Source organism: Synechococcus sp. Nb3U1, from assembly GCF_021533835.1.
Classification (GTDB): Bacteria; Cyanobacteriota; Cyanobacteriia; order Thermostichales; family Thermostichaceae; genus Thermostichus.
Map to the genome: position 1 here is coordinate 428,585 of NZ_JAKFYQ010000001.1, position 26,134 is coordinate 454,718.

26 protein-coding genes and 1 tRNA gene are annotated in these 26,134 nt (G+C 52.9%); 15 read left to right on the forward strand and 12 right to left on the reverse strand.

The features are described from left to right. Positions 1-211 precede the first annotated feature (211 nt). From L1047_RS02005 to L1047_RS02020, 4 genes are all read left to right on the forward strand, one after another. The gene (locus L1047_RS02005) at positions 212-1,444 is read left to right on the forward strand and encodes a methyltransferase (protein WP_235277012.1); all 1,233 of its coding nucleotides are present in this window, start codon (positions 212-214) and stop codon (positions 1,442-1,444) included. Positions 1,445-1,544: 100 nt separating this feature from the next. Beyond that, positions 1,545-1,745 (forward strand): 50S ribosomal protein L35, encoded by a 201-nt coding sequence (gene rpmI / locus L1047_RS02010; RefSeq protein ID WP_235277014.1) that lies wholly within the window; start codon positions 1,545-1,547, stop codon positions 1,743-1,745. An 80-nt stretch (positions 1,746-1,825) separates the two neighbouring features. Next, complete coding sequence (rplT, locus tag L1047_RS02015) at positions 1,826-2,182, forward strand: 50S ribosomal protein L20 (RefSeq protein ID WP_235277016.1); 357 nt, start codon at positions 1,826-1,828, stop codon at positions 2,180-2,182. Positions 2,183-2,205: 23 nt separating this feature from the next. Further along, on the forward strand, positions 2,206-2,970 hold the full coding sequence (locus L1047_RS02020; protein ID WP_235277018.1) for a transporter substrate-binding domain-containing protein: 765 nt from the start codon (positions 2,206-2,208) through the stop codon (positions 2,968-2,970). A gap of 161 nt (positions 2,971-3,131) precedes the next feature. On the opposite strand, the gene L1047_RS02025 is transcribed toward L1047_RS02020, so the two are convergent. From L1047_RS02025 to L1047_RS02050, 6 genes are all read right to left on the reverse strand, one after another. Further along, positions 3,132-3,566 carry a hypothetical protein gene (locus L1047_RS02025; protein ID WP_235277020.1) on the reverse strand — a complete coding sequence of 145 codons (435 nt, stop codon included), beginning with the start codon at positions 3,564-3,566 and terminating at the stop codon, positions 3,132-3,134. Between the two features lie 196 nt (positions 3,567-3,762). Continuing rightward, positions 3,763-4,167, reverse strand: coding sequence for a VOC family protein (locus tag L1047_RS02030; protein WP_235277022.1), 405 nt, complete (start codon positions 4,165-4,167; stop codon positions 3,763-3,765). A 180-nt stretch (positions 4,168-4,347) separates the two neighbouring features. Then, positions 4,348-5,133, reverse strand: coding sequence for an alpha/beta fold hydrolase (locus L1047_RS02035; protein ID WP_235277024.1), 786 nt, complete (start codon positions 5,131-5,133; stop codon positions 4,348-4,350). Between the two features lie 288 nt (positions 5,134-5,421). Then, positions 5,422-6,012, reverse strand: coding sequence for a flavodoxin family protein (locus tag L1047_RS02040; protein ID WP_235277026.1), 591 nt, complete (start codon positions 6,010-6,012; stop codon positions 5,422-5,424). 85 nt (positions 6,013-6,097) lie between these two features. Then, a complete protein-coding gene (locus tag L1047_RS02045; protein WP_328286019.1) occupies positions 6,098-6,910 on the reverse strand; it encodes an AraC family transcriptional regulator in 813 nt (270 codons plus the stop codon). A gap of 987 nt (positions 6,911-7,897) precedes the next feature. Continuing rightward, positions 7,898-8,299: a YybH family protein gene (locus L1047_RS02050; protein ID WP_235277030.1), complete on the reverse strand. Its 402-nt coding sequence runs from the start codon at positions 8,297-8,299 to the stop codon at positions 7,898-7,900. A gap of 527 nt (positions 8,300-8,826) precedes the next feature. Between L1047_RS02050 and L1047_RS02055 the strand changes: the two genes are divergently transcribed. After that, positions 8,827-8,900, forward strand: a tRNA-Arg gene (locus L1047_RS02055). A 46-nt stretch (positions 8,901-8,946) separates the two neighbouring features. Here the strand turns inward: L1047_RS02055 and L1047_RS02060 are convergent. Next, the gene (locus L1047_RS02060) at positions 8,947-9,909 is read right to left on the reverse strand and encodes an isopenicillin N synthase family dioxygenase (protein WP_235277032.1); all 963 of its coding nucleotides are present in this window, start codon (positions 9,907-9,909) and stop codon (positions 8,947-8,949) included. Positions 9,910-10,489: 580 nt separating this feature from the next. On the opposite strand from L1047_RS02060, the gene L1047_RS02065 reads away from it, so the two are divergent. The 10 genes from L1047_RS02065 to L1047_RS02110 all read left to right on the forward strand — a co-directional run bounded on the left by L1047_RS02065 (position 10,490) and on the right by L1047_RS02110 (position 20,479). Continuing rightward, the gene (locus tag L1047_RS02065; protein WP_235277034.1) at positions 10,490-10,963 is read left to right on the forward strand and encodes a hypothetical protein; all 474 of its coding nucleotides are present in this window, start codon (positions 10,490-10,492) and stop codon (positions 10,961-10,963) included. Between the two features lie 213 nt (positions 10,964-11,176). After that, positions 11,177-12,115, forward strand: a complete 939-nt coding sequence (locus tag L1047_RS02070; protein WP_235277036.1) for a leishmanolysin-related zinc metalloendopeptidase — start codon at positions 11,177-11,179, stop codon at positions 12,113-12,115. A gap of 132 nt (positions 12,116-12,247) precedes the next feature. Then, positions 12,248-12,586, forward strand: coding sequence for a hypothetical protein (locus L1047_RS02075; RefSeq protein ID WP_235277037.1), 339 nt, complete (start codon positions 12,248-12,250; stop codon positions 12,584-12,586). A gap of 60 nt (positions 12,587-12,646) precedes the next feature. Further along, complete coding sequence (locus L1047_RS02080; protein ID WP_235277038.1) at positions 12,647-12,985, forward strand: hypothetical protein; 339 nt, start codon at positions 12,647-12,649, stop codon at positions 12,983-12,985. Beyond that, on the forward strand, positions 12,985-13,899 hold the full coding sequence (locus tag L1047_RS02085) for a DMT family transporter (protein ID WP_235277039.1): 915 nt from the start codon (positions 12,985-12,987) through the stop codon (positions 13,897-13,899). Before L1047_RS02080 ends, L1047_RS02085 begins: the two co-directional genes overlap by 1 nt. Positions 13,900-13,908: 9 nt before the next feature. Beyond that, a complete protein-coding gene (locus L1047_RS02090; protein WP_235277040.1) occupies positions 13,909-14,997 on the forward strand; it encodes a glycosyl transferase in 1,089 nt (362 codons plus the stop codon). Between the two features lie 32 nt (positions 14,998-15,029). Next, positions 15,030-16,352 (forward strand): class I SAM-dependent methyltransferase, encoded by a 1,323-nt coding sequence (locus tag L1047_RS02095; RefSeq protein ID WP_235277041.1) that lies wholly within the window; start codon positions 15,030-15,032, stop codon positions 16,350-16,352. A gap of 364 nt (positions 16,353-16,716) precedes the next feature. Continuing rightward, positions 16,717-17,823, forward strand: coding sequence for a phosphotransacetylase family protein (locus L1047_RS02100; protein ID WP_235277042.1), 1,107 nt, complete (start codon positions 16,717-16,719; stop codon positions 17,821-17,823). A 446-nt stretch (positions 17,824-18,269) separates the two neighbouring features. Then, positions 18,270-18,755 carry an RNase H family protein gene (locus L1047_RS02105; RefSeq protein ID WP_235277044.1) on the forward strand — a complete coding sequence of 162 codons (486 nt, stop codon included), beginning with the start codon at positions 18,270-18,272 and terminating at the stop codon, positions 18,753-18,755. 86 nt (positions 18,756-18,841) lie between these two features. Beyond that, positions 18,842-20,479, forward strand: coding sequence for a DUF3352 domain-containing protein (locus tag L1047_RS02110; RefSeq protein ID WP_235277046.1), 1,638 nt, complete (start codon positions 18,842-18,844; stop codon positions 20,477-20,479). 84 nt (positions 20,480-20,563) lie between these two features. Here the strand turns inward: L1047_RS02110 and L1047_RS02115 are convergent, their stop codons facing one another. The 5 genes from L1047_RS02115 to L1047_RS02135 form a co-directional block, all read right to left on the reverse strand. After that, entirely contained in the window at positions 20,564-20,935 is a 372-nt protein-coding gene (locus L1047_RS02115) for a hypothetical protein (protein WP_235277048.1), read from the reverse strand. Between the two features lie 71 nt (positions 20,936-21,006). Beyond that, entirely contained in the window at positions 21,007-21,945 is a 939-nt protein-coding gene (locus L1047_RS02120) for an SDR family oxidoreductase (protein WP_235277050.1), read from the reverse strand. 206 nt (positions 21,946-22,151) lie between these two features. Beyond that, positions 22,152-23,174: a M14 family metallopeptidase gene (locus L1047_RS02125; RefSeq protein ID WP_235277052.1), complete on the reverse strand. Its 1,023-nt coding sequence runs from the start codon at positions 23,172-23,174 to the stop codon at positions 22,152-22,154. 111 nt (positions 23,175-23,285) lie between these two features. Further along, positions 23,286-24,767: a glutamate-cysteine ligase family protein gene (locus L1047_RS02130; RefSeq protein ID WP_235277053.1), complete on the reverse strand. Its 1,482-nt coding sequence runs from the start codon at positions 24,765-24,767 to the stop codon at positions 23,286-23,288. A gap of 84 nt (positions 24,768-24,851) precedes the next feature. After that, positions 24,852-25,760, reverse strand: a complete 909-nt coding sequence (locus L1047_RS02135; protein ID WP_235277054.1) for a PHP domain-containing protein — start codon at positions 25,758-25,760, stop codon at positions 24,852-24,854. Positions 25,761-26,134: the final 374 nt, after the last annotated feature.

Below are 26,134 nucleotides of genomic sequence, written 5' to 3' on the forward strand. Positions count from 1 at the left end.
GGAGGGAGATATCGTCACTATAGTCTTGATAGAGTCTTGATAGAGTCTTGATAGAGTCTTGATAGTCTTGCCAGAGGTCGAGAAGAGAAGACGCTGTATTCTAGACATCAGGTCATCAGATCCTATCCAACTCGGTCAGCAGCTTGTGCCCCTGCAGACAGCCCTATAGATGGCTAATGGTGTGCAACTGCGAGTCCATCAATGAGTTTCTATGCAGCTTACCCCCTCCAGTACCGAGCAGATCCTCAATCAAGTCCGGCAACTTTACAATCACTATCCTTTTCCGCCGCAACCGATTGGCACCCTCCCCCCTCCGGGATGGAACTGGCGTTGGAGCTGGCCCCAAGCTCATGCCTTTTGTACGGGATCCCATCCTGGCAAACGGAAGGTTCGCATTCTCGATGCCGGCTGTGGCTCGGGAGTGGGGACGGAATATATCGCCCACCAAAATCCTAAGGCAGAAATTTGGGCTTTTGATCTGAGCAGCCAGGCTCTACAGATTGCCCAGGCCCGTTGTCAGGCGTCTCAAGCACCACCAGTACAGTTTCGAGAGCTGAATGTTTACGATATCGACCAGTTACCTGGTGAGTTTGACTTCATTAATTGTGTGGGCATGATTCACCATCTGCCGGATCCGGTGGCCGGGATCCAGGCACTGTCTAGCAAATTAGCTCCAGGCGGGATCCTGCATTTGTTTGTGTATGGAGAGCTAGGTCGCCACGAAATCCGCTTAATGCAAAAGGCGATCCGCCTGCTGGTGATGGGATCCGAACATCAACCTCTGGCTTCTGTGGAGCAGTTACAAAAGGGGCTTAAAACAGGACGCAGCCTGTTTCAGATTCTGCCGGAAACCAATCGCATTCAGCAGCAGGAGCGCAGCCGCTGGGCCACCGAAAATGTGGATGATGAGTGTTTTGCAGATATGTATCTGCACCCACAAGAAATCGACTACACCATCGAAACTCTGTTTGAGTTGATCCGGGCTTCTGGCTTGCAATTTTTGCGCTTCTCTAACCCAGAGTTTTGGCAACTGCAACGGGTGTTGGGCAAGGATGGATCTCTCTTGGCGCAAGCCTCGCAACTGCCGGAGCAGGAGCAGTACCGATTGATCGAACTGTTGGATCCTGTGGTGGCCCATTACGAGTTGTTTCTGGGCAAGCCACCCCTGCCACGACAGGATTGGCACTCTGCAGAGGCGATTCAGTCTGCCGTTGCCCACCTCAGCCCTTGCCTGGGTTTATGGCCATCCCAAAGCATTTTCAACTACGCCTACGAAGCCATTTCTCTAAGTGAGGCGGCCTTTGCCTTTTTGCAACAGGTGGACGGGATCCGCACCGTAGACCAAATTCAGGCATCCCTCACCTCTGCCCTCACTCGTGAACAATTGGAACAAATGCTGCACTGGCAAGTGCTGCTGCTCCAGCCCCAAGACCCGCTTCCCTGAGATGAATAAGGTGGTAGGATTTGCTCTTCCTGGCCTTCCTGCCTTATGCTAGAAGACTGTGACCTTTAGCTCCAGCCGTCAGCATTCTGCGGTTATTGTCATGCCCAAAATCAAAACCCGCAAGGGAGCAGCCAAGCGCTTTCGCCTCACTGGCAGCGGCAAATTTATGCGTCGCAAGGCCGGACACAACCATCTGTTCGAGCACAAAACCACCAACCGCAAACGCAAATTGGCGGGAGTGGCCCTTGTGGATGAACGGGATGCAGGCAATGTGCGCCTGATGTTACCCAATACCCACTAGGATTGCCGACTGCTAGAAGGGATCCCTGGGTCTGTTTGCCATTCAGCATCTAATTCAACGTCTATATTCGAGTACCGACCATGAGAGTGAAACGGGGCAACGTCGCCCGCAAACGCCGCAAGAAAATCCTGAAGCTAGCCAAAGGCTTTCGGGGAGCAGGTTCCAAGCTATTTCGCACCGCCAATCAGCAGGTGATGAAGGCTTTGCGCAGTGCCTATCGGGATCGTCGCCGCAAGAAGCGGGATTTTCGCCAGCTGTGGATTGCCCGTATCAATGCTGCCACCCGCGCTCAGGGCTTGCGCTACAACGAGTTCATCGATGGCCTGAAAAAGTCTGATATCCAGCTGAATCGAAAAATGTTGGCCCGCCTGGCCATGTTGGATCCGGAGGCGTTCACCCAGGTGATTGCCGAGGCAAGGCAGTCTCGAGCTTCTTAGTCAGAATGGGATCCCTGTCTGCTTTGGCTGGCTCTCTCGTGATGGGGGCGGTTTTGTGCTGCTTGAATGGGATCCCTGTGGCTGCTCGCCCTTGGGCAGAGATCATTGCCTCTGGACAAGTCCGTATTGCAGTGAAAGACAACCTGAAGCCGCTGGGGTTTCGGGATCCCCAAGGGGAGTTGCAGGGGTTTGAGATTGAGCTGGCCCAGGAGATTGGATCCCGGCTCTTGGGTTCTGAACAAGCTGTAGAGTTGATCCCGGTTTCTAACTTAGAACGGCTGGAGGCATTGATCGAAGACAGAGTGGATCTGGCCATTGCCCAGATTGGCATTACCCCAGATCGTGCCCGCCAGGTGGATTTCACCTCGGCTTACTACCAGGATGGCCCTAGCTTAGTGGTGGCTCGTTCCCTTCAGTGGACAAGGTGGTCTGATGTGCGGGGCGGTCGTGTTGCTGTTTTGCAGGGATCCAGCGCTATCCCTCACCTGAATCGCTCTTTGACAGGGGTGGAGTTGGTGGCAGTAGCTTCCTATGTCATGGGATCCGAATTGCTGCTGACAGGAGAAGTCCAGGCCTGGGCAGCGGATCGTTCGGTACTGGCGGGGTGGTTAGCGGAGCATCCTGAATATCAGTTTTTGGGATCCCCTTTGGCCACAGTCGAGTTGGGCATTGCCCTACCGAAAGGATTGGAGCGTGCGGAGCTGCGGCAACGGGTGCATCGGGAGCTGGAGGAATTGCGGGCTTCCGGTTGGTTGGCGGAGCGTGCTGAAGCTTGGGGTTTACCTTGATCTTTCCAGACAGATAACGACCCCAGTCAGCGGCTACTAACAACCTGAAACTCAGCACCATGGTGTTTGAGAGTCCGCCGCACTAGGCTTGTTAGCTGGATTCTGGACGAATAGATCTTTGCCACTGTCATTACTCATTACCGGTTACCTGCTAGGCACCACTAGGTAGCCAGTAAGCGCATCTGAACCAGTACACTATTGTCTTCGCGAAATCTAAATTGGAAGAAACGAAACTCTGCTGTTCCATTCGTTGGTGGACGCCCGCCAGAATCTTGCATATATGTCAAATAACACTCATATCCATTTTCTTTTGTTGGATACGGACAACCTAGACGATTTACAAATGCCTCAAGGTCGTCTGATGACATTAAAAAATGCACATAGGCTTTATATTCAACATTGATTGGGATGGAACCGAGTAACCCTTCAAACCGAACTTCCGGTTTGACGCCTTTTGGAAGGGATACTCCTATCATTTGTTCGGTGACTTCACGCGGCGACCGCCCAATAGATACACCCAATGTCCACTTAATCAACAGTAAACTGGTAACAACAGAGATTCCGCAGCCTGTAGCCAAGAAATAGAGACGACTCATACATCCTCTTTGTAGTAATAGTTGTTGAGTCAGTATAGCCCTTTCGCTAATTAGCTAGCACAGTAACAGAACTTGGTCATCCAATTGATAAATGCAGACTGCTCAATTAGAGATAGCCCGGTCTCTGTTAGCTTTTTCATCTCATCTCTGTTCTGGCATGGGAATAACCCAACAAATGATTTGATAGCAGACCACATCATTTCAATGATTGTTGCTTTGGCTCTGTTATCCACTGGACAAGTTGAATCACAATACCATTTGGATCGCTGACTTGAAAAAATCGTTCTCCCCAGGGTTCGGTTTCAATTGTAGTCGTAATTTTCACTCCTTCTGCCTGTATTCGATCATATTCTGTATCGATGTCATCTACCACTAAGGCAATCAACAAACCGTCTGCTTTGTGTCCGCGCAGATGGATTGGCTTGAAGCTTTCCAACCCAGTTCTCAGGAAGATTATGTTAAACCCAACATCTTTTCTAGAAAGTGATACAAAGCCATCGGCTGACATTTCCTCGCTAAAGCCGAAGTGTTGCTTGAGGAATGTGGCGGATGCATTTACATCATCAACATTGAGTGAAATTGCAGAAGCAGTGACTTGCATAAATTATAGTCCTAATCAGTACTAACTGATTACATTCAGACTATCTTCCCAACCAACCGCCTAAGCCGCCTAAGGGTTCGCTTAAGCAGTTGCAAACCATCCTCTTCTCAATGCACCAAGAGCTTTCAACAGTCCACTCCAAGCAAATTATGGGATGATAGAGCTCTTAGATGAATGATGTTAGGCGTCATTAAAGAACGCCGACACCACTGGAGCAACTACCTCAGCAGAAGCCCCGTGATCCTGCCCGTCAAGAATTACGAGCTTTCCCTGGGGCAGAATCTCCGCGATCTGGATGGCAGTATCCCGGAAGAAATCGGGGCTAGCTCCCCCAGCAATCACGAGTGTTGGGATCTTGATAGCCTTGACAAGTTCAACTGGTATCGTTCCCCCTCTCTCGAAGTCTCCCATGACCTCGTGGTCATACACCATCGTAGGAGCCATAGCGAGCATCGTGGGATCGGTACAAATGTCCTCGATCACTTCATCTGGCATGCCAGAGGCTGTCATGAATAGAGTGATGGCATCAGCCTGTTTACCCTCCGAGAGGGCTGCTTTGACGCTCTCAGCAAGTTCACGCGAACTTCGTTGACTTTCTTCATCGTCAGAACCATATGGCGGCTCATGCAGCACTAGCTTGGTCATAGCCAATCCGCTAGCTGCGGCATTCAAGGCGAGACCCGCGCCAGAAGAATGGCCATAGATTGACGCAGTACCACCAACCTCTTTGATGAGTGCAGCAATGTCCTCGATCTCGCGCTCAACTGTATACGGATCTGTATCGCTGCTATCGCCTCGTCCTCGACGATCAAAGTTGATCACTGTGAACGACTGTGCGAGGTGCTCGGCCAACTTTTGAGTCTTGCTACGGTCGCAGAGCAGGCCACTCACTATGATGACTGGTGGGCCATGACCAACGCGGTCAAAGGCTATCTTTGTTCCGTCTTGCGAGGTTACATGATACACTTTTGTTCTCCTGTTTGTACTTGATTAGGTAGTGCTTCGTGTGATGCTTAACTTTGTCAATTTCCCACTACAAATCATCTTCGCGTCATAACTGATTAACATAACTGATCAACTCTCAACGGTCAGTGTGCATGATTGTTGTTATGAAGGAAGCCCTTAAGCTAGGCAAAACCTTCCCCCTGTTTTAACCGCTAGGTGCTTCCACCGACGAAATGTTAAGGTGACTGTCCCTTCTGCGATACATTCAAGGACTTGATGCTTGATTAACGTAATGCTAAAGGGTTGGAGCTATTTAATTCGATGCACCCATTTTGCGATGTGTTGCCCAAAATGTTCGCAGCTTAGGCGATCACCTGGGTGAAGTTCTGGTTCTTGTCGCTCAAAGCCCAAATAGGTTTGTCCCATCACCCCCAAATAAGATCCCAGGCGATTCGTTTCATCGGCTGTCCCCCCTACTGTACAATCAATTTCTCCAGGGTTTACCCATACCATGCCATGTTGAGCCGCGAGGATACTGAAATAAATTAATGTATTCAATTTGTCGCCACTGAGCGCCGCACCATGCGTAAACCCACCCGCTAGCTTGTCTTTCCAAGATTGCGCAAACCATATCTCACTAGTGAAATCAGCGAATACCTTGAACTGAGCAGCAGGCCCACCCATGTAGGTCGGAGAACCAAATAGAATTGCATCTGCCATTTGGAGGCTTTTCATAAACTTTTCATCGGACCATCGCCCATCTTTGATTTGCGTGCCTGCAATTTGCAGTAGATCAACGCGAGTATCAGCGTGACGATGAACCCCAGAGGCAATTGCTTTAGCCATGAGATGCGTATTTCCTGTACCAGAAAAATAGATAATTGCGACGCTGCCCATCATGCTTCCTACAAAGTGATAGTGAGGTTAAAACATCACGAGACATTATGGAGCAGTATGGGTACTCAAGGATTGTAAAAAAATGACCTCAATCCGATAGCTCTATATGGCAGGGATGAACGCCGCGCTTTGCTACATACTCAGTGGGTGTACAATTTGCAAATGCCCGAAAATCATGGATGAAGTGGGCCTGATCGAAGTAGCCACAGGTAAAAGCGATATCCATCCAATCGATCTGCTTTTTGCCCTCTATAAGACGCAGAACTCGTTGCAATCGCCGAACTCGACAATATAGTTTGGGAGTTAGCCCTACTTGGTTGCGAAATAGCTGATTAAAGTGGCGAGTGCTAAGCCCGATTTGATTCGTCACTGCACTCACTAGAGTAGTTGGCAAGCGCTCAAACTCACACAAAGCAAAATCAACGACTGGATAGCACTCGATTGGCTGTATCTTCCTCAGTAGAAACTGCTCCAATGTCAGAAAACGGTCTTCTATCGTCGATTTATCTAGTAAAAAATCTCGTAATTCTGTAGCTGAGCTCTGCCATAATTCTTCTAGAGAAATGATTTGATTATGCAATTCCCCTCCTGGAATTGTGAAGAAAGCACCATGTCTCCCTGGTTTAAAGTGTGCGCCTATCACAGAACAGTTTTGATATTTAACAATAATAAAGCCTTGAGAATGGACGCCACAGATTCTTGCGCCTTTGGTACTACCAGACTGAATTTGATTGTAAAGATCAAAGAGTGGGATCTCGTCTTCGTGAAGGTCGATCACTAACTCCATTGAGCCAATCGGCAATATGCATGATCGAGACGGTAAGTTATCTCCTTTCCAGTACCAGAGAAACTCAACGAACTGTGAGAGCGGCGATCGAGGTTGGTAGGTCTGATAAATCATACGGTTTTGTCAATCAATCAGCTTCAATGAATGATCTTTTGGTTGCCGTAACAGCCTAGAAATTGAGCCGCATAATGATTGATATGAGCCGCCGGAGATCATTCTGAATGTTCACAGATAACATCGGCAAGTTCGCTCCAATGCATTGTTAGCCTGCGCTTTGTAGCAATTGTACTTCATAGACAAACATTGACTACTCGGGACTCTTCACATCCATTCCAGTAGACGATCTAGTCTTTTGAGCAATGATATAAACATGGTTCTCAGGGTATTGATCGTATTCGAGATGAAGACATGTACAATGTTGCTCATTCAAAATCTTGAGGAAAGCATTTGCGCCCAGAGTGCCGTACTCAAAGTCTTGACCTTAAAATGTTCCAGAAACCTCACTTTGTTTGTGCCCGACTCTACAGGTGAACATCAGCACACCGTCAGGCTCAAGAGCATCGCATAGCTTCTTCATCACAGGTTCTTGCATATCAAGCGGTAGATGAAACGTACTATCCCAAGCCACAATCAAACTGTAAAGTTTGGGAGGATGCTAATAACAAATATCTGCTTGGTAGAAAGTGAATTCTGGATGCATTTGTTTAGCTAAATTAACCATTTCACCGGAGATATCAAATCCTTCTGCCTGAAATCCATGTTGATTTAGAGTTTTAATTAAACGTCCACTGCTTCCACGCCTGATATCTAGCACATATTATCTTTTAAAAGTAAATTGAATCGCCCTTTTCAACTGTAGAATACTATAAAGTGAATCTTGGTGCTGAAGCTGCCACCAATGGGCAATACGATTGTATCGGACTGCTGTATCCTCTGGATGCATGTCTATTCCTACTTATGACTCTTTAGATCCCATCCGCCCACGAGTAAGTATAGCCATAATGCAAGATACCAGCAGGCTAACGGTTGCATTCACCCGCCGCAGATAACCTTTGCATCGTAACCAATCAACTCCACGGGGGTCGGCGTGCATGGGCGTTGTTAGACATTTGTTCCTAATAACTCTACGCCGTATGAATTATCAATAGCACACAACCACTTTCCATCAGTAGACTTTATATAGACGTAAATTGCATTTCTTTCAGTGGTAAACTCTGAATCTAGCTTTTCAGGAGACTCAATATAAGTCTTCGACAAAACCAACGCTATATCTCCTGCCTCAATAATAACCATGTTACCTTGCGAAACATTAAGACTATTGTTAAAGTAGTCAGAAATTTTCTTATGAGCCACTTTAATAGCTTCACGACCTTGTACCAGTGTCCCAGGCTTAACAACCAATACCGCTTCTTCTGTATAGCAACTGACTACAGTATCAAAATCGCGTTCGTTGATCGCTTTGTCAGCTTTGGCTATTTCTTGCTTTAAGGTATGGTCATCCATTATTGTCTCCTTTTGACTTTTCAACTTTGCTTCAATAGCAAAAATACAAGCTGAAATGATGTCTGACGATCGAGCTGAGCCGCACCAGTATTTCTGGCATAGTCGCCAGTGGTCGGCTAGCCTTACCTTTATCTCTCTCTGCTGGTCTCAACCGATGTCTATAGCGTTTCGGCTCTAGCGAGATTGTTAATCCGTAGCGCTTCGCAGATTTTACCTCAAATGCTCGAGCCTCTGACCATTCAATACCCTCAATTGTGGCTGAGCTAGCTGGGATTCTATACTGAGTTGGAGCTCCAACCCCGTTGTTTTTTGGAAGTAGGGTAGCTTCCAGATACAAAGCCTCCCCGACTTGAGATAGACTGACGCCGTAACCCTTCAGCCGTTCATTCACTGCTACCACTGTGTTTGCCTTGTCTGCCAGCTTGCCCGTTTTCAACGACATTATCGGTCAAAATGGGACTCGTTTGACAGATGAGATAAGACAAGTGAGGTGCAAAACCCTTTGATACAGGCTGAAATCCTACTTTGGGGCTGTGGCTCAGATGGATAGAGCAAGCGCCTCCTAAGCGCTAGGTCGGCGGTTCGAATCCGCCCAGTCCCGTTGTTCACGAAACCCACAGAAACCTAGACAGGGATTCGGTGCTGAGCTATCCCTTGGCCGGGGATCCCGCCAGGCCAATTTCGGTTAGTCGTTGATTGAGGTACTCACCAGCCGTCAGGGCAGGGAAGACAGGGATCCCGCCGGTACGGGCTACGCAAGTCGGTAGAGGCGTGAGATCCACCTCAGATCGCGGATGGACAAAGAACGGGATAGAGAACCGGCGTTCCCGATCGTTGTCGGGGTTCGTCACCCGGTGGGTGGTGCTGCGCAGCAGACCATTGGTGAGGTTCTGCAACATATCCCCAGCATCGACAATGATCTGGCCCGGCAAAGCCGAAATGGGCAGCCAAGATCCATCTCTTTGCAGGAGTTCTAGCCCCGGTGCAGTGGCTTCGCATAAAAGTGTGATTAGATTAATGTCTTCGTGGGCCGCCGCTCGCAAACTCTGGGGAGGGGCTTCGGCAGGGATCGGCGGATAGTGAATCACCCGCAGTAGGTTGGCTCCTCCCTCGACGATTTCTGGCAGATAGTCGGCAGGTTCCCCCAAATACAACGAAACCGCCCGTAACAGGCCCTGGGCACAGATTTCCAACTGGGCGAACAGCTCTATCATCACCCTCTGAAATTGGGGCACCTGCTGTGGCCAGACATTGGCAGGTAGGTTTGGATCTCCTTCGCGCCCAATGTGCCAGAACTCTTTCAGGTCGGGGTAGGGGTGATCTTTGGCGTGCTCCTTGCCGAAATGAGTGTATCCCCGCTGCCCGAGCAGGGCTGGATCCTCATAAGCTCTCTTCACTGGCTCTGGCAGAAGAAAGACAGCCTCTGCCGCCTGATAAGCCTCACGAATCAATTCTGGCGATAGACCATGGTTGATCAGGGCAAAAAAGCCAATCTGCTGCAAGGCTTCCCCCACCTCCTGGATAAACTGCTCTTGCTCACGTGCTGTCCCTTTCTGAAAGGTGGCGAAATCGACAACAGGGATGGTCTGGCGTTGGGGGGTGGTCAACATGGCAGGGGTCATCTCTCTCAAGAAACGGGGAACGCTTCCACGGGGGTGGTGTCTGGTACACTATGTTACCCTCTGCGGATCGTCAACCATCGAGGTTTAAGCGCAGGTGGTCTGTTCACGGATCAATCTACAATATCTAGAGTCCAAAGCTCCCTGTTCATTTGATTTTCCACAATATATAGTCAAAATCTTGATAAACATCCATTAGCTTCTCTTGTATTCTCTCGGAGATTAGGCTTGAAATGACGAGGTGTGCCCCTTTTGAGAAGGCTGTGATAGAGTCAATGAAAGTTATGGCTGAGCCTTCTCCTGAAAGTAGCTTGGATGTCTGTGGATGAAACTGGTGAGGAATATTTCTGTTTGCATTTGTTTAAGTTTTAGGTTGATTAGGTGACCTCTTGATCTTCATTGATTAGCCAATGATTGGTCAATGCTCCTAATCAAGAGCACTGTTTATTATTTGTCAGCGATAATTCTGTTTAGATTAGTCAAGAGCAATGTTTTTCTAGATAGTATTCATTCCTTTTGCCCGCCTTTTACTGTTTTTGGATTCGATTCACTGTTTAAGACCGACTACCCTATGACAGACACTCGCCCTTGTGCTCCCTGCATTGTGGATGCTGGAACCTTAGTTAGCAAGCGAGATATTTACCGGCTGTTGGCGGATCTGGGGCGTGTTCGCTACTTCGATATCATCGATGGCTGCGTGCGAAAACAGGGGGAGGGCTACGTGATGGAGGTGTTTCAGGATCCCACGGCGGCCACATTGGTGGTGAATCGTAGCCTCTACCTCAACATTGACAGCTTCGATTACCTTTGCTTGCGGGATCCCTCTCCATCAGAAGCTGCCGGTTCCGGTACGGATCAGCCCGGTGTGGTCATCGATCTGGTTCAGGACAGTCGCATTTTGCGTCTGGTTCCTTTATCGGATCCCCTGTCGGATCCCGTGCAGCTTTTGGAAGACACCCAGGCATTGCGGGCGGCAGCGGTGGATGTTTTGGCGGCAGGCTGGGATGCAGAAGAGGAAGACAGCTCCTCTGACTCGCTGGGGTGAGAGGGTTTGCCCCGAAATTTGCCCCGAAAACAGATCTCCGCTTCCCGGTGGGGTGTGACGCAAATCATTGCCGTGAGGATGGTCACAGCCGGTATGATCCGTCTGGGTAGCAGGTACCCTTTTTGTCATTCATTTGGTTTTGGGATGAACTTTTTTTTGAAGCTGCAACAGCTTATGGGGAGATCATGGGGCCTTCGCCTTGTGGGATCCCTGATGGCCATGCTGTTGGTCATGGCGCTGAAAGCCTGCGGCGGCGGTGGGGGATCCCCTCCTGTCAGCGTGATTCCCACCCCAATTCCAACGGTTACTCCCACTCCGACTTTGCCACCTGTTGCCCAATTTACCCTCGACATTCGCTTTCCAGACAACACTCTCAGCCCCAGCCAGCAATCGCTTATCCGCAGTGCTGCCCTGCGCTGGCAACAAATTATCGTTGGGGATCAGCCGGATTTGCCCCCCACCAACATTCAAGCCAACGAATGCGATCCAGGGTTTCCCAGCACGCCCCTCAACTTCCCAATTGATGATCTGTTGGTGGAAGTGCGGGCCAGAAACCTCAACGACCAACGAATTTTAGGGGGAGCCGCCCCCTGCTTTGTGCGAGCTTCTAATGGGTTGCCCTTTTATTCCGTCATCGTGTTCAATACCCAAAATTTGTCGGACTTGGAAGGACGCGGCGACCTGCCCATTACCGCCCTGCATGAGCTAGGCCATGCACTTGGCTTTTTGCCCATCATTTGGGAACCTAAGGGGCTAACCGTGGGTTTGGTGGGGCGAGAGCAGCCCACCCCTGCTGGTTACGATCCTCGGTTTATTGGCCTCGGTGCCGTCAATGCCTTCAATACGTTGGGGAGTAGTGCCACCTCTGTTCCCCTGGAAAATCAGTTTGGGACGGGATCCCGAGATTCCCATTGGCGGGAGAGCGCCTTGGGCCGGGAGCTGATGACCACTCGCATTGATCGGGAGGTGGCTAACCCTCTCAGCATTCTCACCGTTGGCTCTATGGCGGATATTGGGTATGACGTGAATCTGTCGGCAGCCGATAGCTTTAGCCTAGGCCGTGGTGGCGGGGCTACCGAACCGTTGGAGTTGGAAGAATTGGATTGGGTGGTGCCGATTCAGCGCATTGATGCCCAGGGTCGGCGCGTGTAGAACCAGCCATTTCCCTGGCAATGCCCAAGAAAAGAGCATATTTACTCATAGCCAAGTTGTAGGTTCTTAACAATAATAAAGGACAAGTTGCATAACTTCACGACCCTTAGCGAACCTTCTTCACAATCAACCATGAGTATTCTAAAAAAACTTTTCGGTGGTCTTTTCTCCTTCTTTGGTATTCTCTTCGGCGGCCTTTGGGATTTTGTTACCGGCCCGTTCCGTTCTGCGCCGGATCCTGCTCAGGTGTCCAGCACCCCGATCCAATCGGCAACTGCTGAGGTGATGGATGCCGCTGCCCCCAGCCCTGTAACAGTGGCTACAACTGCTCCAGTTAGTAAGCCCAAGGTGGTGGTGGAGAAGCCCTTTGTGCCCAATGAGATATCTGCTCCACGTCCCAACCGTCGCCCTGGCCCAGCACTGGATATCTTCCGAAGCATGGCCCAAGAGATCCCGTCTGTCCGCGCCTAACTGTCTCGGCAGGGGAGACAGCCCTTAAGATAGAGATGGCGATGCTGGAGATTGCTCCCCATGTCTGAGCTTTCCTCTTCGGAACAAGAGCGGCTGAAACAGATCGAGTGTGAGTTGGAGCAGGCCTCTGCGGGTCAGGGAGCCGCTGCCTCTGCACCTCAGAAGAATCCTGTTCAATCTCTGATGGAGACTTGGGGGCGCCCGCTGCTCACCGTCTTCGCCATCCTGGGCTGTATCCTGCTGGTAGGGCTGTTCTTCCGGGTCTTTGGCACCGTCCTCAAGCTGGCAGTGGTGGCGGGGTTGGGCTATTTGCTCTACGTCTTTGTGGTGGCCCCACGGCTGGGCCTTCGCTCTGGGGCCAAACCGGATCAGGGGGATAGCGATCTCGATAGCTTCTGATGGCCTTTCTCCCCAGGGATCCCTTGCGAGCCTATTTTTATCTGGCAGCGGCCATCTTGGGCTGGGCCACGGCTGCGAGCGCCTTCAAGTTGGGGTTACAGCACTTCTCGCCGCCGGTTTTGCTCATTTTCTCCGCCCTCAGTTCCTGCCTAGTGCTGGGGGTTGTTTTGTTGCTCACCGGACGAACGGGGTTGATCTCGCGGCAGAGTCGAGCCCAGATTCAGCTCTCGGCTGTGCAAGGGCTGCTCAACCCCTTTGGCTATTATCTGGTGTTGTTCCAAGCCTACGACCGACTTTCGGCACAGGCAGCCTTGGCTCTCAATTACACCTGGCCGGTAGCTTTGGCGCTGTTGGCGGTTCCTCTTCTGCGTGAACGGTTTCGCTGGCGGATGCTCCTGGCTTTGGGGGTGAGCCTGCTGGGGGTGGTGTTGGTGGCCACCGGGGGATCCTGGCAGACGTTACAGGGGGGGGATCCCGTGGGGGTATTGCTGGCGGTGGGTAGTGCTGGGATTTGGGCGCTCTACTGGCTGCTGAATGTGCGGGATAGTCGGGATGGGGTGCTGAAGCTGTGGATGGGGTTTGTTTTTGGTAGCTGCTATTGTCTGTTGTTGCTACCTTTCCAGACGGTGCAGTGGAATGGGGCTGGGTTGGGATGGGCAGCCTATATTGGGTTGGCAGAGATGGGACTTACCTTTGTGTTTTGGCTGCGGGCCTTGGAATTGACAGGCCATCGCGGATCCCTGGCCAATGGGGTGTATGTAACGCCATTTCTGTCTTTGGGGTTGATCGCTGTCATTTTGCGCGAACCGATTGCGCTGGGATCGGTGGTAGGGTTAGGGCTGATCATTGCCAGTAACCTATATGGTCTGGGATCCCGGGCGGAAAAGCCTGCTGCGGATGCCGTTCTTTCTTGAGGATCTGCCATGAGTCCGATCCCTCTCTACGTTGCGGTGACCGCCCACGGCTTCGGCCATACCACCCGTCTGGCGGCAGTGATCAATACCCTGTTGCAGCGGGATCCGAGTATTTTGCCGATTTTTGTGACTCCAGTGCCGCGCTGGCTATTGGATCGCTATGTACAGGGGAAGTTTTTACATCGGCCTCGGCGGTTGGATGTGGGGGTGGTGCAGCCGGATGGCCTGCAGGCAGATTTACCGGCCACGTTGACGGCCCTGAAGGAGTTCAAAGCTAGATCGGCTGCTCTGATCCGAGCCGAAGCTGATTTTATTCGTACCCATCGGGTGCCGTTGGTGTTTGGGGATGTGCCGCCGATCGCGGTTGCTATTGCCAAAGCTGCCGGGATCCCTTGTTGGATGGCCAGTAACTTTGGCTGGGATTTTATCTACCAAGACTACGGCCCTGAGTTTCAGCCCTTTGTGGACTGGATCCGAGAGTTGTACGGGCAATGCGATCACCTGTTTCGGTTGCCTTTTGGTGAGGCCATGAGTGCTTTTCCGCACCAGCAGACGGTGGGGTTGACGGGCGGGGATCCTCAATTTTCGGCGCAAGCGGTGGCTGCCAAGCTGGAGTTGCCATTGGATCAGCCCACGGCTTTGTTCACCTTCGGAGGACTGGGGTTACAAGGGTTTCCCTATAATCGGCTGCAAGATTTTCCCGACTGGCAGTTTCTCACCTTTGACCGGCAGGCCCCACCGTTACCCAATTTGACCCTGCTGGATGGGCAGGTGTGGCGACCGGCGGATGTCATGCCCCTTTGCCACTGGGTGGTCTCCAAGCCGGGCTATGGCACTTTGGCAGAAGCCTTGCGCAGCCGCACTCCCATGGCCTGTGTCACCCGTTCTGGGTTTGCCGAGTCGGAACTGCTGATCGAAGGATTGCAGCGCTATGGCTGGCATCGCATCCTCTCCCCAGAGGAGTTTTTTCAGGGATCCTGGGACTTTTTCAGGCATCCCGCCCGCCCACCCCAAATGCCGGATGGATTGGATCTGCAGGGAAATGAGACGATCGCTGCTGCCCTTCAGACTTACCTGCACCAACCGGATCCCAGGTAGCATGGGGGGCAAGTTCTCTGCGGTAGCTCCTCATGACCAGCAGCTCCACCGAATCGCTCCGGCAACTGTACGAAGAACTGCCCTACCCGAACGTGCCCATTTCTGCTTCCGGTCGCAACGCCATCGACGGGCTGTACCGGATGAGTTTGACTACGGCTCAGTATGGGCGTACCCGGGCCATTGTGCCCAGTGAGGGATCCCTCATCTTAAATGCCGGCTGCGGCTCGGGATGGGAAACCTTGATCTTGGCAGAAGCCAATCCGGGGGCGCGTTTGGTGGTGTGCGATCTGTCCCCAGAGTCGGTACGGGTAACGGAGCGGCGCTTGCGCTACCACGGTTTCGTGGATGTGGAGCTACATGTCCTCAACTTATTTGACCTCGAACAATTAGGGCTGCAATTTGATTTCATCAGCCTCAACGATGTGCTCTACCTGCTAGACGACCCGGTGGCGGGCCTAAAAGTTCTCAAACGGGTCTTAAAACCCGATGGAATCCTGCGGGCTAACCTGCACCACGCCTATCAACGGGATGTGATCTTCCGCATGCAACAGGCGTTTCAGCTGTTGGGACTGTTCGATTTGCCCACCCCGGAAGCCTCGAATCGGGTGCGGGAATTTATGCTCAACCTCAACTCCGACGAGGCGCGCGTCGCCCTACGTTGGAACCCCGAGATCTATAAAGATGACACCAACATGCGGGCCAACTACCTCTTGCCTAGCGACAAAGGGTTCTTAATCCCTGACCTGATGCGCATGCTCAAGGAGGCAGAACTGGGACTGATCAGCTTGGTAGACTATCCCGACTGGGATCCCACTTTGCTGTTCAAAGAAATGCCCGAGTGGCTCAAGCCCGAGCTGGATAAACTGTCTCCTGCCGACCAAAATCACTTTTACGAACTGATCTACCCCAACCATCGCCTGATCGACTTTTGGGCCGAGCACCCCGGCTCCTCGATGGTCTTCCCCTGGAGCGATACCGATTGGCTGGGGGGCACGGTACGGCTGAACCCAGTCTTGGCAGATAATCCGGAGTTTCGTCAAAACTTTGGCAAAGCCTACGAAAAAAAGGTCGAGTTCACCATGAATTGGCCGGGGGCCAGTCGCGGGCGCCTGAAAATCCTGCCTGAACAGATGACCTGGCTGGGATCCCTGTTACAGGGGCCAACACCGGTGATCACTCTAGTTGAGCAAGCAAACCAGGCCAAAAAGCTGGAACCGGAAACTGCTCAAGACCCACCCGTGCCTCCCCACCTAAGGGGTTTGAAGAAGTTCCTGACCGCCCAAGAGCAGGTGCTCGCTTACCTAACTGCTTTGGAGGAGTTTTTGTTTGTGATGTTGGATCCCAGCTCTAAGTGACATCCTTCGTTCAGGGGCAGGTTATGGCCAAGACATTCTATGCAACTTGGTATACAACTTGGCCCGGTCTGGATCTGGTTTAGAACACAAGCGCTGTTGTCGTTAACCTGCGAAAGCGCTGTCATCGAGAACAAGAGGAGCTGAGCCATCACTTCTGGATTTGGGGAACTTACAGGGTGAGGCTTTGCGTCCGAGCTTACATTCAATCCATCTGCGTTCTGGGAGCAAGTCCAGAAAGGAATGCCCAACTCTCCCCAGTTAGAATCCAGCTTTCCCCTGAGTCGCCTTCGTTAGACTGAGTAATAAGCCACCCTGCCTTGCAGGCCCACCATTGTTTCGTCCCTTACATTGCCGGGAGCCCTCCGTGTCCAAGTTCCTTCTAATCGGTTCCACCGAGCCTTTCAGTGGTAAGTCTGCTGCCATTCTGGGTTTGGCGAAGCATCTACAACAGCAAGGGATGAAAGTCACTTACGGCAAGCCGATCGGCTCTTGCATGACGGAAGATTGCTCCATTGAAGGGGGCGATCCGGATATGCGCTTTGTGGCGGAGTCTCTACGGCTCACCATTGCCCAGATGCCGCCGATGCTTCTGCAGCTGAACGGAGATTCTTTGCTGGCGCAAATGAAGCAGAACCCTGGGGAGCCCGCCCCGGAACATCCGATTGCGCCTCTGTTGGAATTTGTGGAGGGATCCCCTGCGGATTTGGTGTTGCTGGAAGGCCCTGCCGATCTGTACGAAGGGGAGCTGTTCGGTTTGTCACTGGCCAAAATGGCCCAAGCTTTGCAAGCCCCTGTCCTGTTGATCAGCCGCTATCACTCTCCCCTGGCGGTCGATTCCATCCTCGCTGCCCATACTCAGCTGGGATCCCATTTGGCGGGGGTGCTGCTGAACGATGTGCCGCAAAACCAACTGCAACAGGTGAAAACCGTGATCCAGCCTTTCCTGGAAGCCCAAGGGATCTCGGTATTGGGGGTGCTGCCCTCACACCGCATTTTGCGCAGCATTAGCGTCGGGGAACTGGCTCGCCAACTGGAGGCGGAGGTGCTCTGCTGCCCGGATCGGCTGGATTTGATGGTGGAAGACATCGCGGTGGGGGCGATGAACGTTAACTCAGCCTTGAAGTATTTCCGCAAGTCGGAGCACAAGGCGGTGATTACAGGTGGGGATCGCACCGATATCCAGCTGGCTGCCCTGGAAACCTCTACTCTCTGCTTGATCCTGACCGGCAAGCTCCCTTTGGATCCCCGCATTCAGTCGCGGGCAGAAGAGTTGGAGGTGCCGATCCTCTCGGTAGATCTGGATACCTTCACCACTATCAACCGCATCGAACGGGTTTTTGGGCAGATCCGCCTGCACGAGGAGGTTAAGGTTCGCTGTATTCAGGAGTTAATGTCATCAAATTTTGACTTTTCCCGTTTTTATGCCCGCATTGACCTGACACAATCCCTAGTGTCGGTGGCGCGGACGTAAAAAGGCTATAGCGTTGACCTGTCCACATTTAGTTTTATTCAAGAAAAAAATGTAAATAAGACACTATGCCTGAGATGGCGGAAGAAAGTTTATTTCCTGCTGATCTATTTCTAGTGTTGGATACTTTCCAACGCCTGCAATCATTTCTGCAAAAAAACGCAGGAATCTCTTGCTTGGCTAGCCTACTCGCCGGATTCGAGGGATATCATGCGTGTATTCATCACCTCAACACACCACTCCTCCCCCAGAATTTCTGGGGGTTTTTGTTTGGGCGATTTTGAGCGGAGTTTTCCTTGATGGGTAACAGAATAGCTAGGCTTCCACCACCAATAGCGTGAAAGCGTTTATTCCTGTGGCTATTAACGCTATTTAATGGCGATGGTGGGCCGCTAGGCGATAAGATGCAGGTTCTGTCCTTGCAAGGTTTGAAGGGGGATCCTCTGATCATGGCTACTGTTTCTCCCCGCCCCACCCGACTGGCAGCTTGTCCCAGCACCGGCATCTTCACCGATGGGGGCTGTTCTCCCAACCCGGGACCCGGGGGATGGGCTGTCGTAGTGGTTCAGGATGACCAAATTGTGGAGCAGTGGTTTGGAGGGGATCCCGCTAGCACCAACAACCGCATGGAATTGACCGGCTTAATTCAGGCCTTGCGGTATTGCCACGAAACCGAAAGCAACACCATTCACACTATCTACAGCGATTCCAATCTGTGTGTACGAACCTACAACAGTTGGATGTCCCAATGGGCAGCGCAAGGGTGGCGGCGGCGCAGCGGCCCTGTGGAGAACTTAGATTTGGTGCAGCAGCTTCATCAATTACAACAGCAGTGCCCACACATTCAGGTGCGCTGGATTCAGGCCCACAAAGGCATGCGCTGGAACGAATATGCTGATGGATTGGTGGCCCGCGGTCGGCTACAGACGAAGTGACCCAGATCACATTTGAGCCGGCAGCAGCAGACAAGGATCCAGCCCATCGCCTATGCTCAGAAAGACGGCTCGTTGCAGGTGTTTCCATGCAGGCCCAGCTTCATCGTGGTTTTTGTTCTCTCTCCCTAGCTCTGCTTGCTTTGGGAGGGGCTTGGTTAGTCGGGGCCTGCCAGCGGAAAGCACCGGAAGCCCAACTGCCAGGGGATATTTTGCCAGAGACGGTGTTGGTTCCCCAGTCTGCACCCATGGTGTTGGCCTTTGCCACCGACCCAGAAGAAGCGTTCAGTACCCATCCCGAGCTTTTGGCCCAATGGGAAAACTGGACATCAGAAGCATTAGCAGAAACCGGCGGCGAATTCCCTCGGGGGGATATCCAAACCTGGGCTGGGGATCAATTCACGATGGCGGTGGTGGTGCCCAATCTGGTGCCTACGGCCTCTGAGCCTGTGCCCGGGATCCTCTTCGGGGCCAGTACCCGCAACACCGATTTGTCTGGGCAGTTTTTGGCGCAAGTGCGGCAACAAGCGGCAGCCGAAGGGGCTAACTTCGAACGTCGCCAAGAGCAAGGGGTGACCCTCTACGTCCAAACCAACGGGGATCCCGGTGAACAATGGGTGACCGCAGAATTTGGCAACCGCTTTGTAGCAGTGGCTAACGATCTGGCAGTGATGCAGCAGGCTGTGGCCGTTTATCGCGGTGAAGCAGAATCCATCAGCCGTTCTGAACTCTTTCGATCAGCTGCTACCGAGCTTTACACCGAGGGTGCCTTGGCTTTTGCTTATGTCGATTTTGAAGCGTTGCAGACCAACTCAGAGTCTTTCGGGGCCTGGATGGAGGATCTCGATCCGGCGACGCTGGAATCTTTGCAGCCGCTGCGTTCCTTCGCCATGGCCACCCATTGGCAAGAACAGGGATTACGGGTACGCATGCTAACCCAAACGGATCCGGAAACCAATTTACAAGCTGGATTGCAACCCGCCCGTGGAGAACTGATCCAACGCTTGCCGGGTAGCGCTCTAACCGTGATCAGCACCCAACAGATTGCCCAACGCTGGCAAGCCCTTTTGCCCAAGCTAGAGGAAGATCCGCTGGTGAAAGAGTCACTGGAGGAGCTAAGGGCTGAGTTTCGCGCCAATACTCGCTTGGATTTGGAACAAGATGTGCTCGCCTGGATGGATGGGGAGTTGGCTCTGTTGGTGGCTCCTGATGCTCAGGCCCATCCGCTTTTACAGGGCATGGGGGCAGCTTTGGTGATCGAGAGCAGCCAACCAGACAAGGCCAATGCAACGCTGGCCCAGTTGGATCGACTGGCCCAGGAATCAGGAGCACAGGTGACGGAAGCTGGGGGGCAAGTGACTTGGGCAGATCCGCTGTTTAACCAGCCGCTTCTGATCCGGGCTTGGGAAGGCAATTACTTAATCATCACTAGCAGTACCGGAGCTTTACAAACTATTGCCCAGCGGCAGGGCAACTTACTACCCCAAACCGAACCCCTGAAAACCCTCTACGATCAGCTGCACAAACCCAACTACGGCTACTTTTTGCTCAACTGGCAAGGGATCCGTACTGTTTTGGAGGCAATCTTGCCGGGTGGGTTGGCCACACTGGATCCAGAAGCACGGGATGTGTTGACTCGCATCGATGGGCTGGGGGTGACCAGCTATCCCGCCGGAGAGCATGGGTTTGGGCTGGAATTACTGGTGACGGTGCCACCGCAGCCCTAGCCGGATCCCCTGACTCCCCTTCTTCTGTGGAGGATTTGAGAATTATGTCGGCTCCGTTTACGGCGGGATCACGACTTTATCATGCTAGGAAAACTCAGGCTCAAATCCACGTTCGACACAAGCAGGGATGGGTTGGTGTACCACAAGGGCTCGCGGTGACAGGGGGCGAAAGGGAATCTGCTGCTTGAAGATTTCAAACGAGATCAGGCCATGGGTGCAGTCTACCAAGACGTTGGTGATGTAACCGCGGTAGGCCATGCCGGTGGGTGTGGTGTCCAGCTCGTCCCAGTTGATGGGGGTGCCCGTGAAGTCGGTGTAGGGGGGCTCATAGCCCCCTTGGGTGGGATCAAAGCTGCTGATGTCGAGGGCCAGACCCACCAAGGTGAGAGCAATAGAAATTGTACCCACCCCGGCCAGGGTGTGAAGTAGGGCTTGACGGATTGAGGGTGCTGACATGACGTTGCCTCCAGACGGTTACAAGATTAGGTTGGGTTGCCGATAAAAAGTGGTGAGATAAGGGAAGAATTTCAGCCTCGGGTTTGGTACCACGCCAGGGTATGTTGGATCCCTTCCTCAAGGGGCGTGGCCTCTATGCCAAAGGACTGGCGAAAGGCGCTGTCGTCTACCACAAAGGGATCTGTAAACTCGTACATCATCTCCACCGTTTCGCGGGCCTCGGGAATGAATAGGCCCCCCAGGCGCATCATCAAAGTTCCCATGCCTTGAATCGGGGGAATCGGATGGATCCCGGCGACTTTGAAGGCCAGCTCGATCACCTCCCGAGTAGACCGAGTTGGAGCATTGGGCACATGCCAGGCACGGCCATAGGCAAACTCCTGTTGCCCCAGCAGCACCAAAGCTTTGCCAAAGTCATCGATGTAAGTGTAGGTGTGGGGCAGATCCACATTGCCAATGGCGGTAACCGGTTTGCCGACCAACACGTTGGGGAAAATGCGCTCTCCTAGAGATGAACCCAAAACCCCCGGCCCATAAAAGTCGGATCCCCGTCCCATCACCACCTGTACTTTTCCCTGTCGGTGGGCGGCCAACAGCGCCTCGGACATGCGGGCTCGGGTGTACCCCTTGCGAGTTGTGGCAGCATAGGGCAAATCTTCCTGCAGGGATCCTGACACCGGGCCATACATATACAAGTTCTCGGCCACCACCAAGACAGAACCATGGGCAGCAGCGCCTAAGAGAATGCTGGCTTGCAGAGCAGGAAACTTCTCAGGCCATTGGGTGTAGGGGGGCTGAGCACACTGGTAGACAACAGCAGCTCCCTGGCACAGATGGCGAGTCACCTGCGGGTCATAGGCATCCCCTGCGACGACCTCAACCGCATCGGGAACAGGAGCCTTGCCAGAACGATTAACCATCCGTACAGGGATCCCTTGCCGGAGCAATTCTTTCATCACGGCTTGGGCAAGGGGGCCAGTGCCGAAGATGACGTGAGTAGGGGTCTTCATAGTCATTCACGCTGGAATGATGTTCTCTGCTTGAACCCTAAAGCCTTACATAATGTCAGAGTCAAGATGAGTGAGGGTCGAAAGTTCAAAAACCCCCGATTTGCCACCAACTCCCAGATCAAGCAGGTACAGCGTTCGTTGAGGCGCAAACAAAAGTTTTCGAGACGTTGGAAACGTATCCAAAAACGGGTAGCTAAACTACACCCTCAGCTCACCCAAGGATAACGCTCCATCAAGTAGCAAAGGCAGTCTTGGCGGATGATGCGGCTATTCAAGGTCAACATGCCCGGCATCAGGGGAACGCTAGTGCGAATTTCGCCATCCTGGGCGTAAAAAAAGCGATCCGCCACATCCTGGCCCTGCTCATTTTGGACATCGAGATGGAAGCCATTGTTGGTCCAACCAATGCGGGTATGGGGGGGAATCTCCTGAAAATTAAGATGATCCAAATCGGGAGGAAAGCGGATGTGAGTTTGGGATCCGCCGTTGTCTGGCAGGGTTTCTGTATCCCCGAAGCTGAAACTCACTTGGTCGGGGATTTTCACGATGGCCACGCTGTGAAACAGGTCGATATCCTGGCTGAGGACAGGCCGCTGTGGGATCCCGGAAAGGTGCAAGCAAGCTTCTAAAAATTCGTAGGCATGTTGGCTGCCGTGGGGGTGATCCGGTTTGCCGCATTCCAGAGTTACCGCTGGGCAAAAGCGCCCAAAGGCCATGCTCTGTACCCCTTCTGGTTTGGTGAAATAGAGGACGGTGCGTCCGAACAATCCGGCTAGGTGTAGGCTAGGGGCATCGAGGTGGTTGACACAGGCGTAGTGAGGGTTGGTGCCGGTGTTGTTGTGAATATCAATGCTGGCGAAAACGCCCCGTTGCTGCATTTGCCGGATCACCGCTTGTGCAATCCCATGTTCGGGAGTGGAACCGGGGCCCCAAATACGGTTGTAGTCTGGCTGTCCATCCAATCGCCGTTGCCCTTGGCTAGCTGCCTGAACATTGCCGATGAAAAGGGAGAGAGAACGCGGCAATTCCCGTTGAGCGTAGTGGCTCAAAAGTCGCTGTATCGCTTGCCACCCTGTGACTTCGTTGCCGTGCAGCAGAACCGAAACAAACAGGGCTGGCTCCCTGCGCCCCGGCAGGTGGATCAACGTCGGCCCACTCAGTCGGTCATAAAGTTGATGCGCCTCCAGAGCTAGAAGTTGGTCAGGTAAGTGGTCGAGAACAGTGAGCATATTTTGAGCATATTTTTCGACGAAGCACCCATTGCCTTGGCATGCTTGAACTGAGCTTGACGAGGAAACTCTACAGGGAACGTGGTCAAGGGAACGGCGCCAAATGTCACTCTAAGCCAGATCCCAAGTGTGCACCGGGCAACCTTGGCGCTGGCGTTCCCAGTAGGCACAGGTCAATTGTTGCATATCTTTACCATGACGGGCGACATAGCGGCGCTGCCAGGTGGCTCCATTTTGACCTGATTCAGCGCGGGCGCGAATAATGCCCAAATACTCCTCTAGATCTGTCTGGGCTAGGTTCAGGTGGGCCAATCCCGCTTCTGCCAGGGGGAGCAATTCTTTAAGGAGCAACTGCCGCAGGGATCCCTGCCAACCGTTCAACCAGGTTACCGGGGCATCCAAGCCCAATCGAGCCGCAGCATAAAAATTGGTTCGGCATTGGGCAAAGCTGAGGTCGTGTTCGGGGGGCACAGGCTGGGATCCCAAAGCTTGGGTCAACCCAAAGTAAAAGGCGGCATTGGCGATCATATCCGGTACCGTTGGGCCTGCCGCTACTACCCGCTGCTCGATACGCACATGGGGGACGGGATCCAACCCGATCAAAGGGCGGTTCCAGCGCCAGATGGTGCCGTTGTGCAGGCGTAGGTGGGCCAGTTCTGACAATGGGGATCCCAATTTTTGGGGTAGCAGAACCGGGTAGCGTTGTAGATTTTCCAAGAACAATTCCATCAGGGATCCCTGCACATAGCCTTGCCCGAGGGTGACGCGGGGGTGGTGGGTGGGGGAAAGCGGGGGTGGGCCATCCAGAGCTTGTTCAAACAAGGGGATGCGGGTTTCTGCCCACAGATCTTTCCCGAATAGATAAGGAGAATTGGCTCCAACCGCCACCAGTGGGGCCGCCAAGATCAAAGAGGCGTTGAAGAAACGGGCGGCCTGATCTGGAGGGACTTGCAAATGGATCTGAAAAGAAGTGGTGGCAGCCTCCAGCATGATGTCGGGGTGCAGAATCCGCAGGTGGTCATGCTCTCCTCTGGAGTCAGCTGCCCCTACACCTTGGATATCCAGCCCGAGGAGCCTCTGCCGGTGTTGATGGAGGTTGAGGATCTGCTCGTTCAAGGCAATGTACCGCTTGCGGGGGGAGATCATCTCCAGGGTGAGTTGCTCTTGCCGCACTGTGGGCAAAATGCCGATCATGATCAGCCCCGCTTGCAGTTGGTCGGCCACTTGGCAACAGTGCTCCCAGGTTTGGCTGAGTTCTTGGTGAAACTGCTGCAGAGCAGACCCGGTCAAAACTTGCGGTTGGCTGTTAATCTCCACATTGAACTGGGCCAGCTCCGGCACCACCAGCGGGCTATTCACGGCTTCTAAGTAAGATTGGTTAATCGGATGGGGATCCCCTTGGGCAGTAATGAGCCAAGCCTCCAGCTCAAACCCGCCCACCAGGGCTCCCTGGGCAAAAGGCTGGCAAGCGGGATCCAACCCCGGCGAACCGGCCAACCAACGGGCGAGCAGATCCGTCTCTTGTTGGAGCTGAGCCGCAAACTCGGCGAAATCTTCTGCGCTAAAGCTGAGGGAGGCGATCTCCTGGCCCATCGAGAGAACTCCGCAGATTCCGAGAATGACACCACTGTACCGTTGTTGTCGAGGATAGGTGGTGCTTTCGGCAGGGGATCCCGGTTACTCCAGCCAAATCGGGTTTGACCAAGCCTTGCCTCCCAGGTGATCCCGCACCAACACCCGCAGGTAGGGGCTACGCCAGCCCTTCAGATCGATCTTGGCTTCGGTCAGGCCCTGCTCGGCTACACTGCGATACTCCGTCGGTCGCCCCAAGGCATACACCCGATCCGCATAGCTACAGCGCAGGTACAGATGATCCCCCGGTTCCAGTTGTAAGTCCACAATGCGGGGGCCGGTGCTGGAGTAGAAATCTCCTGCTTTCAGAGCGCTCACCAAGGCATCCGGTTGCAAGGCCTCGCTTTTCACCATCACCCAAGCCCGTAGGCGCTCCCGCGAGTTGGGCACAAAATGGGCATCATCAGTGGCAAAGGCCCACAGCCGCTTTCCCCGCGCCAGCATGTAGTCGAGCATGTACAGGCTTTCGGCAGTATCGCTGTCATCTTCAGAGCTGGCGTTGTAGATTTCCACAGCGTGAATGGGCCCCAGCGAGAGCAGATCGGCTTCTGTCATCATGAACCACTGCGGATGTACAGCCGCCACAAAGGCTCCGGTGGCCAAGGCTCTGGTCGCCAATTCCGGCCCGGTTTCTTCCGGCTGCGTTGGGGCAAAATCGAGCGGCAAGCCCACCGCCAAAATGTGCCAAATGTGGCCTAGCTCCATGCGGTGTTGGCTGGTGTGCAGCTCAGCGCTGATCAGGGTCGTAAAGGTATCGCTGCGGAAGGCTTGCGTATCCGTAACCGGCCAGTTGTAGCGCTCGATGAAGTGATCCGTCAGGGCGAGAAAATCATAGCCCGCCTCCCGATAGGTGCGACAAACCTCCTCCGGCGAGCAGTGGCCATCCGAACGGGTGGAATGGGTGTGTAAGTTGCCGCGCCAAAACTGACCGGGTTTATTGAAGACGGTTTGCATGGGATCCCTTTAAATTAAAGCCAGTATCCAATCATTCACAACAACAAAGTCTAGATTAATTTGAAACCAGAGCATAGACTCTTTCCGAGAGTAATCTTACAGAATCTGGGGAACAAGGATGGGCAGAATTACCTGTAGAACGGTGGAATTATCCACTCAAAAACCCTCCGTACAGCATAGAAATAGATACAAGCTCATGATGAGATACTGAGAGTTTAATCGATTCTTAACCAAGCTAAGCATCCATTGTTAACCTAAATCTGAACAGGCCATTAATTTTTGATATTTACAAAAGGGATCCCTGTCAAAATCTCCTCGGTCTCATTACGATGAGAGCGTTTGGGTGATCTTCATTCTGCTGCCAATCTCCCCAG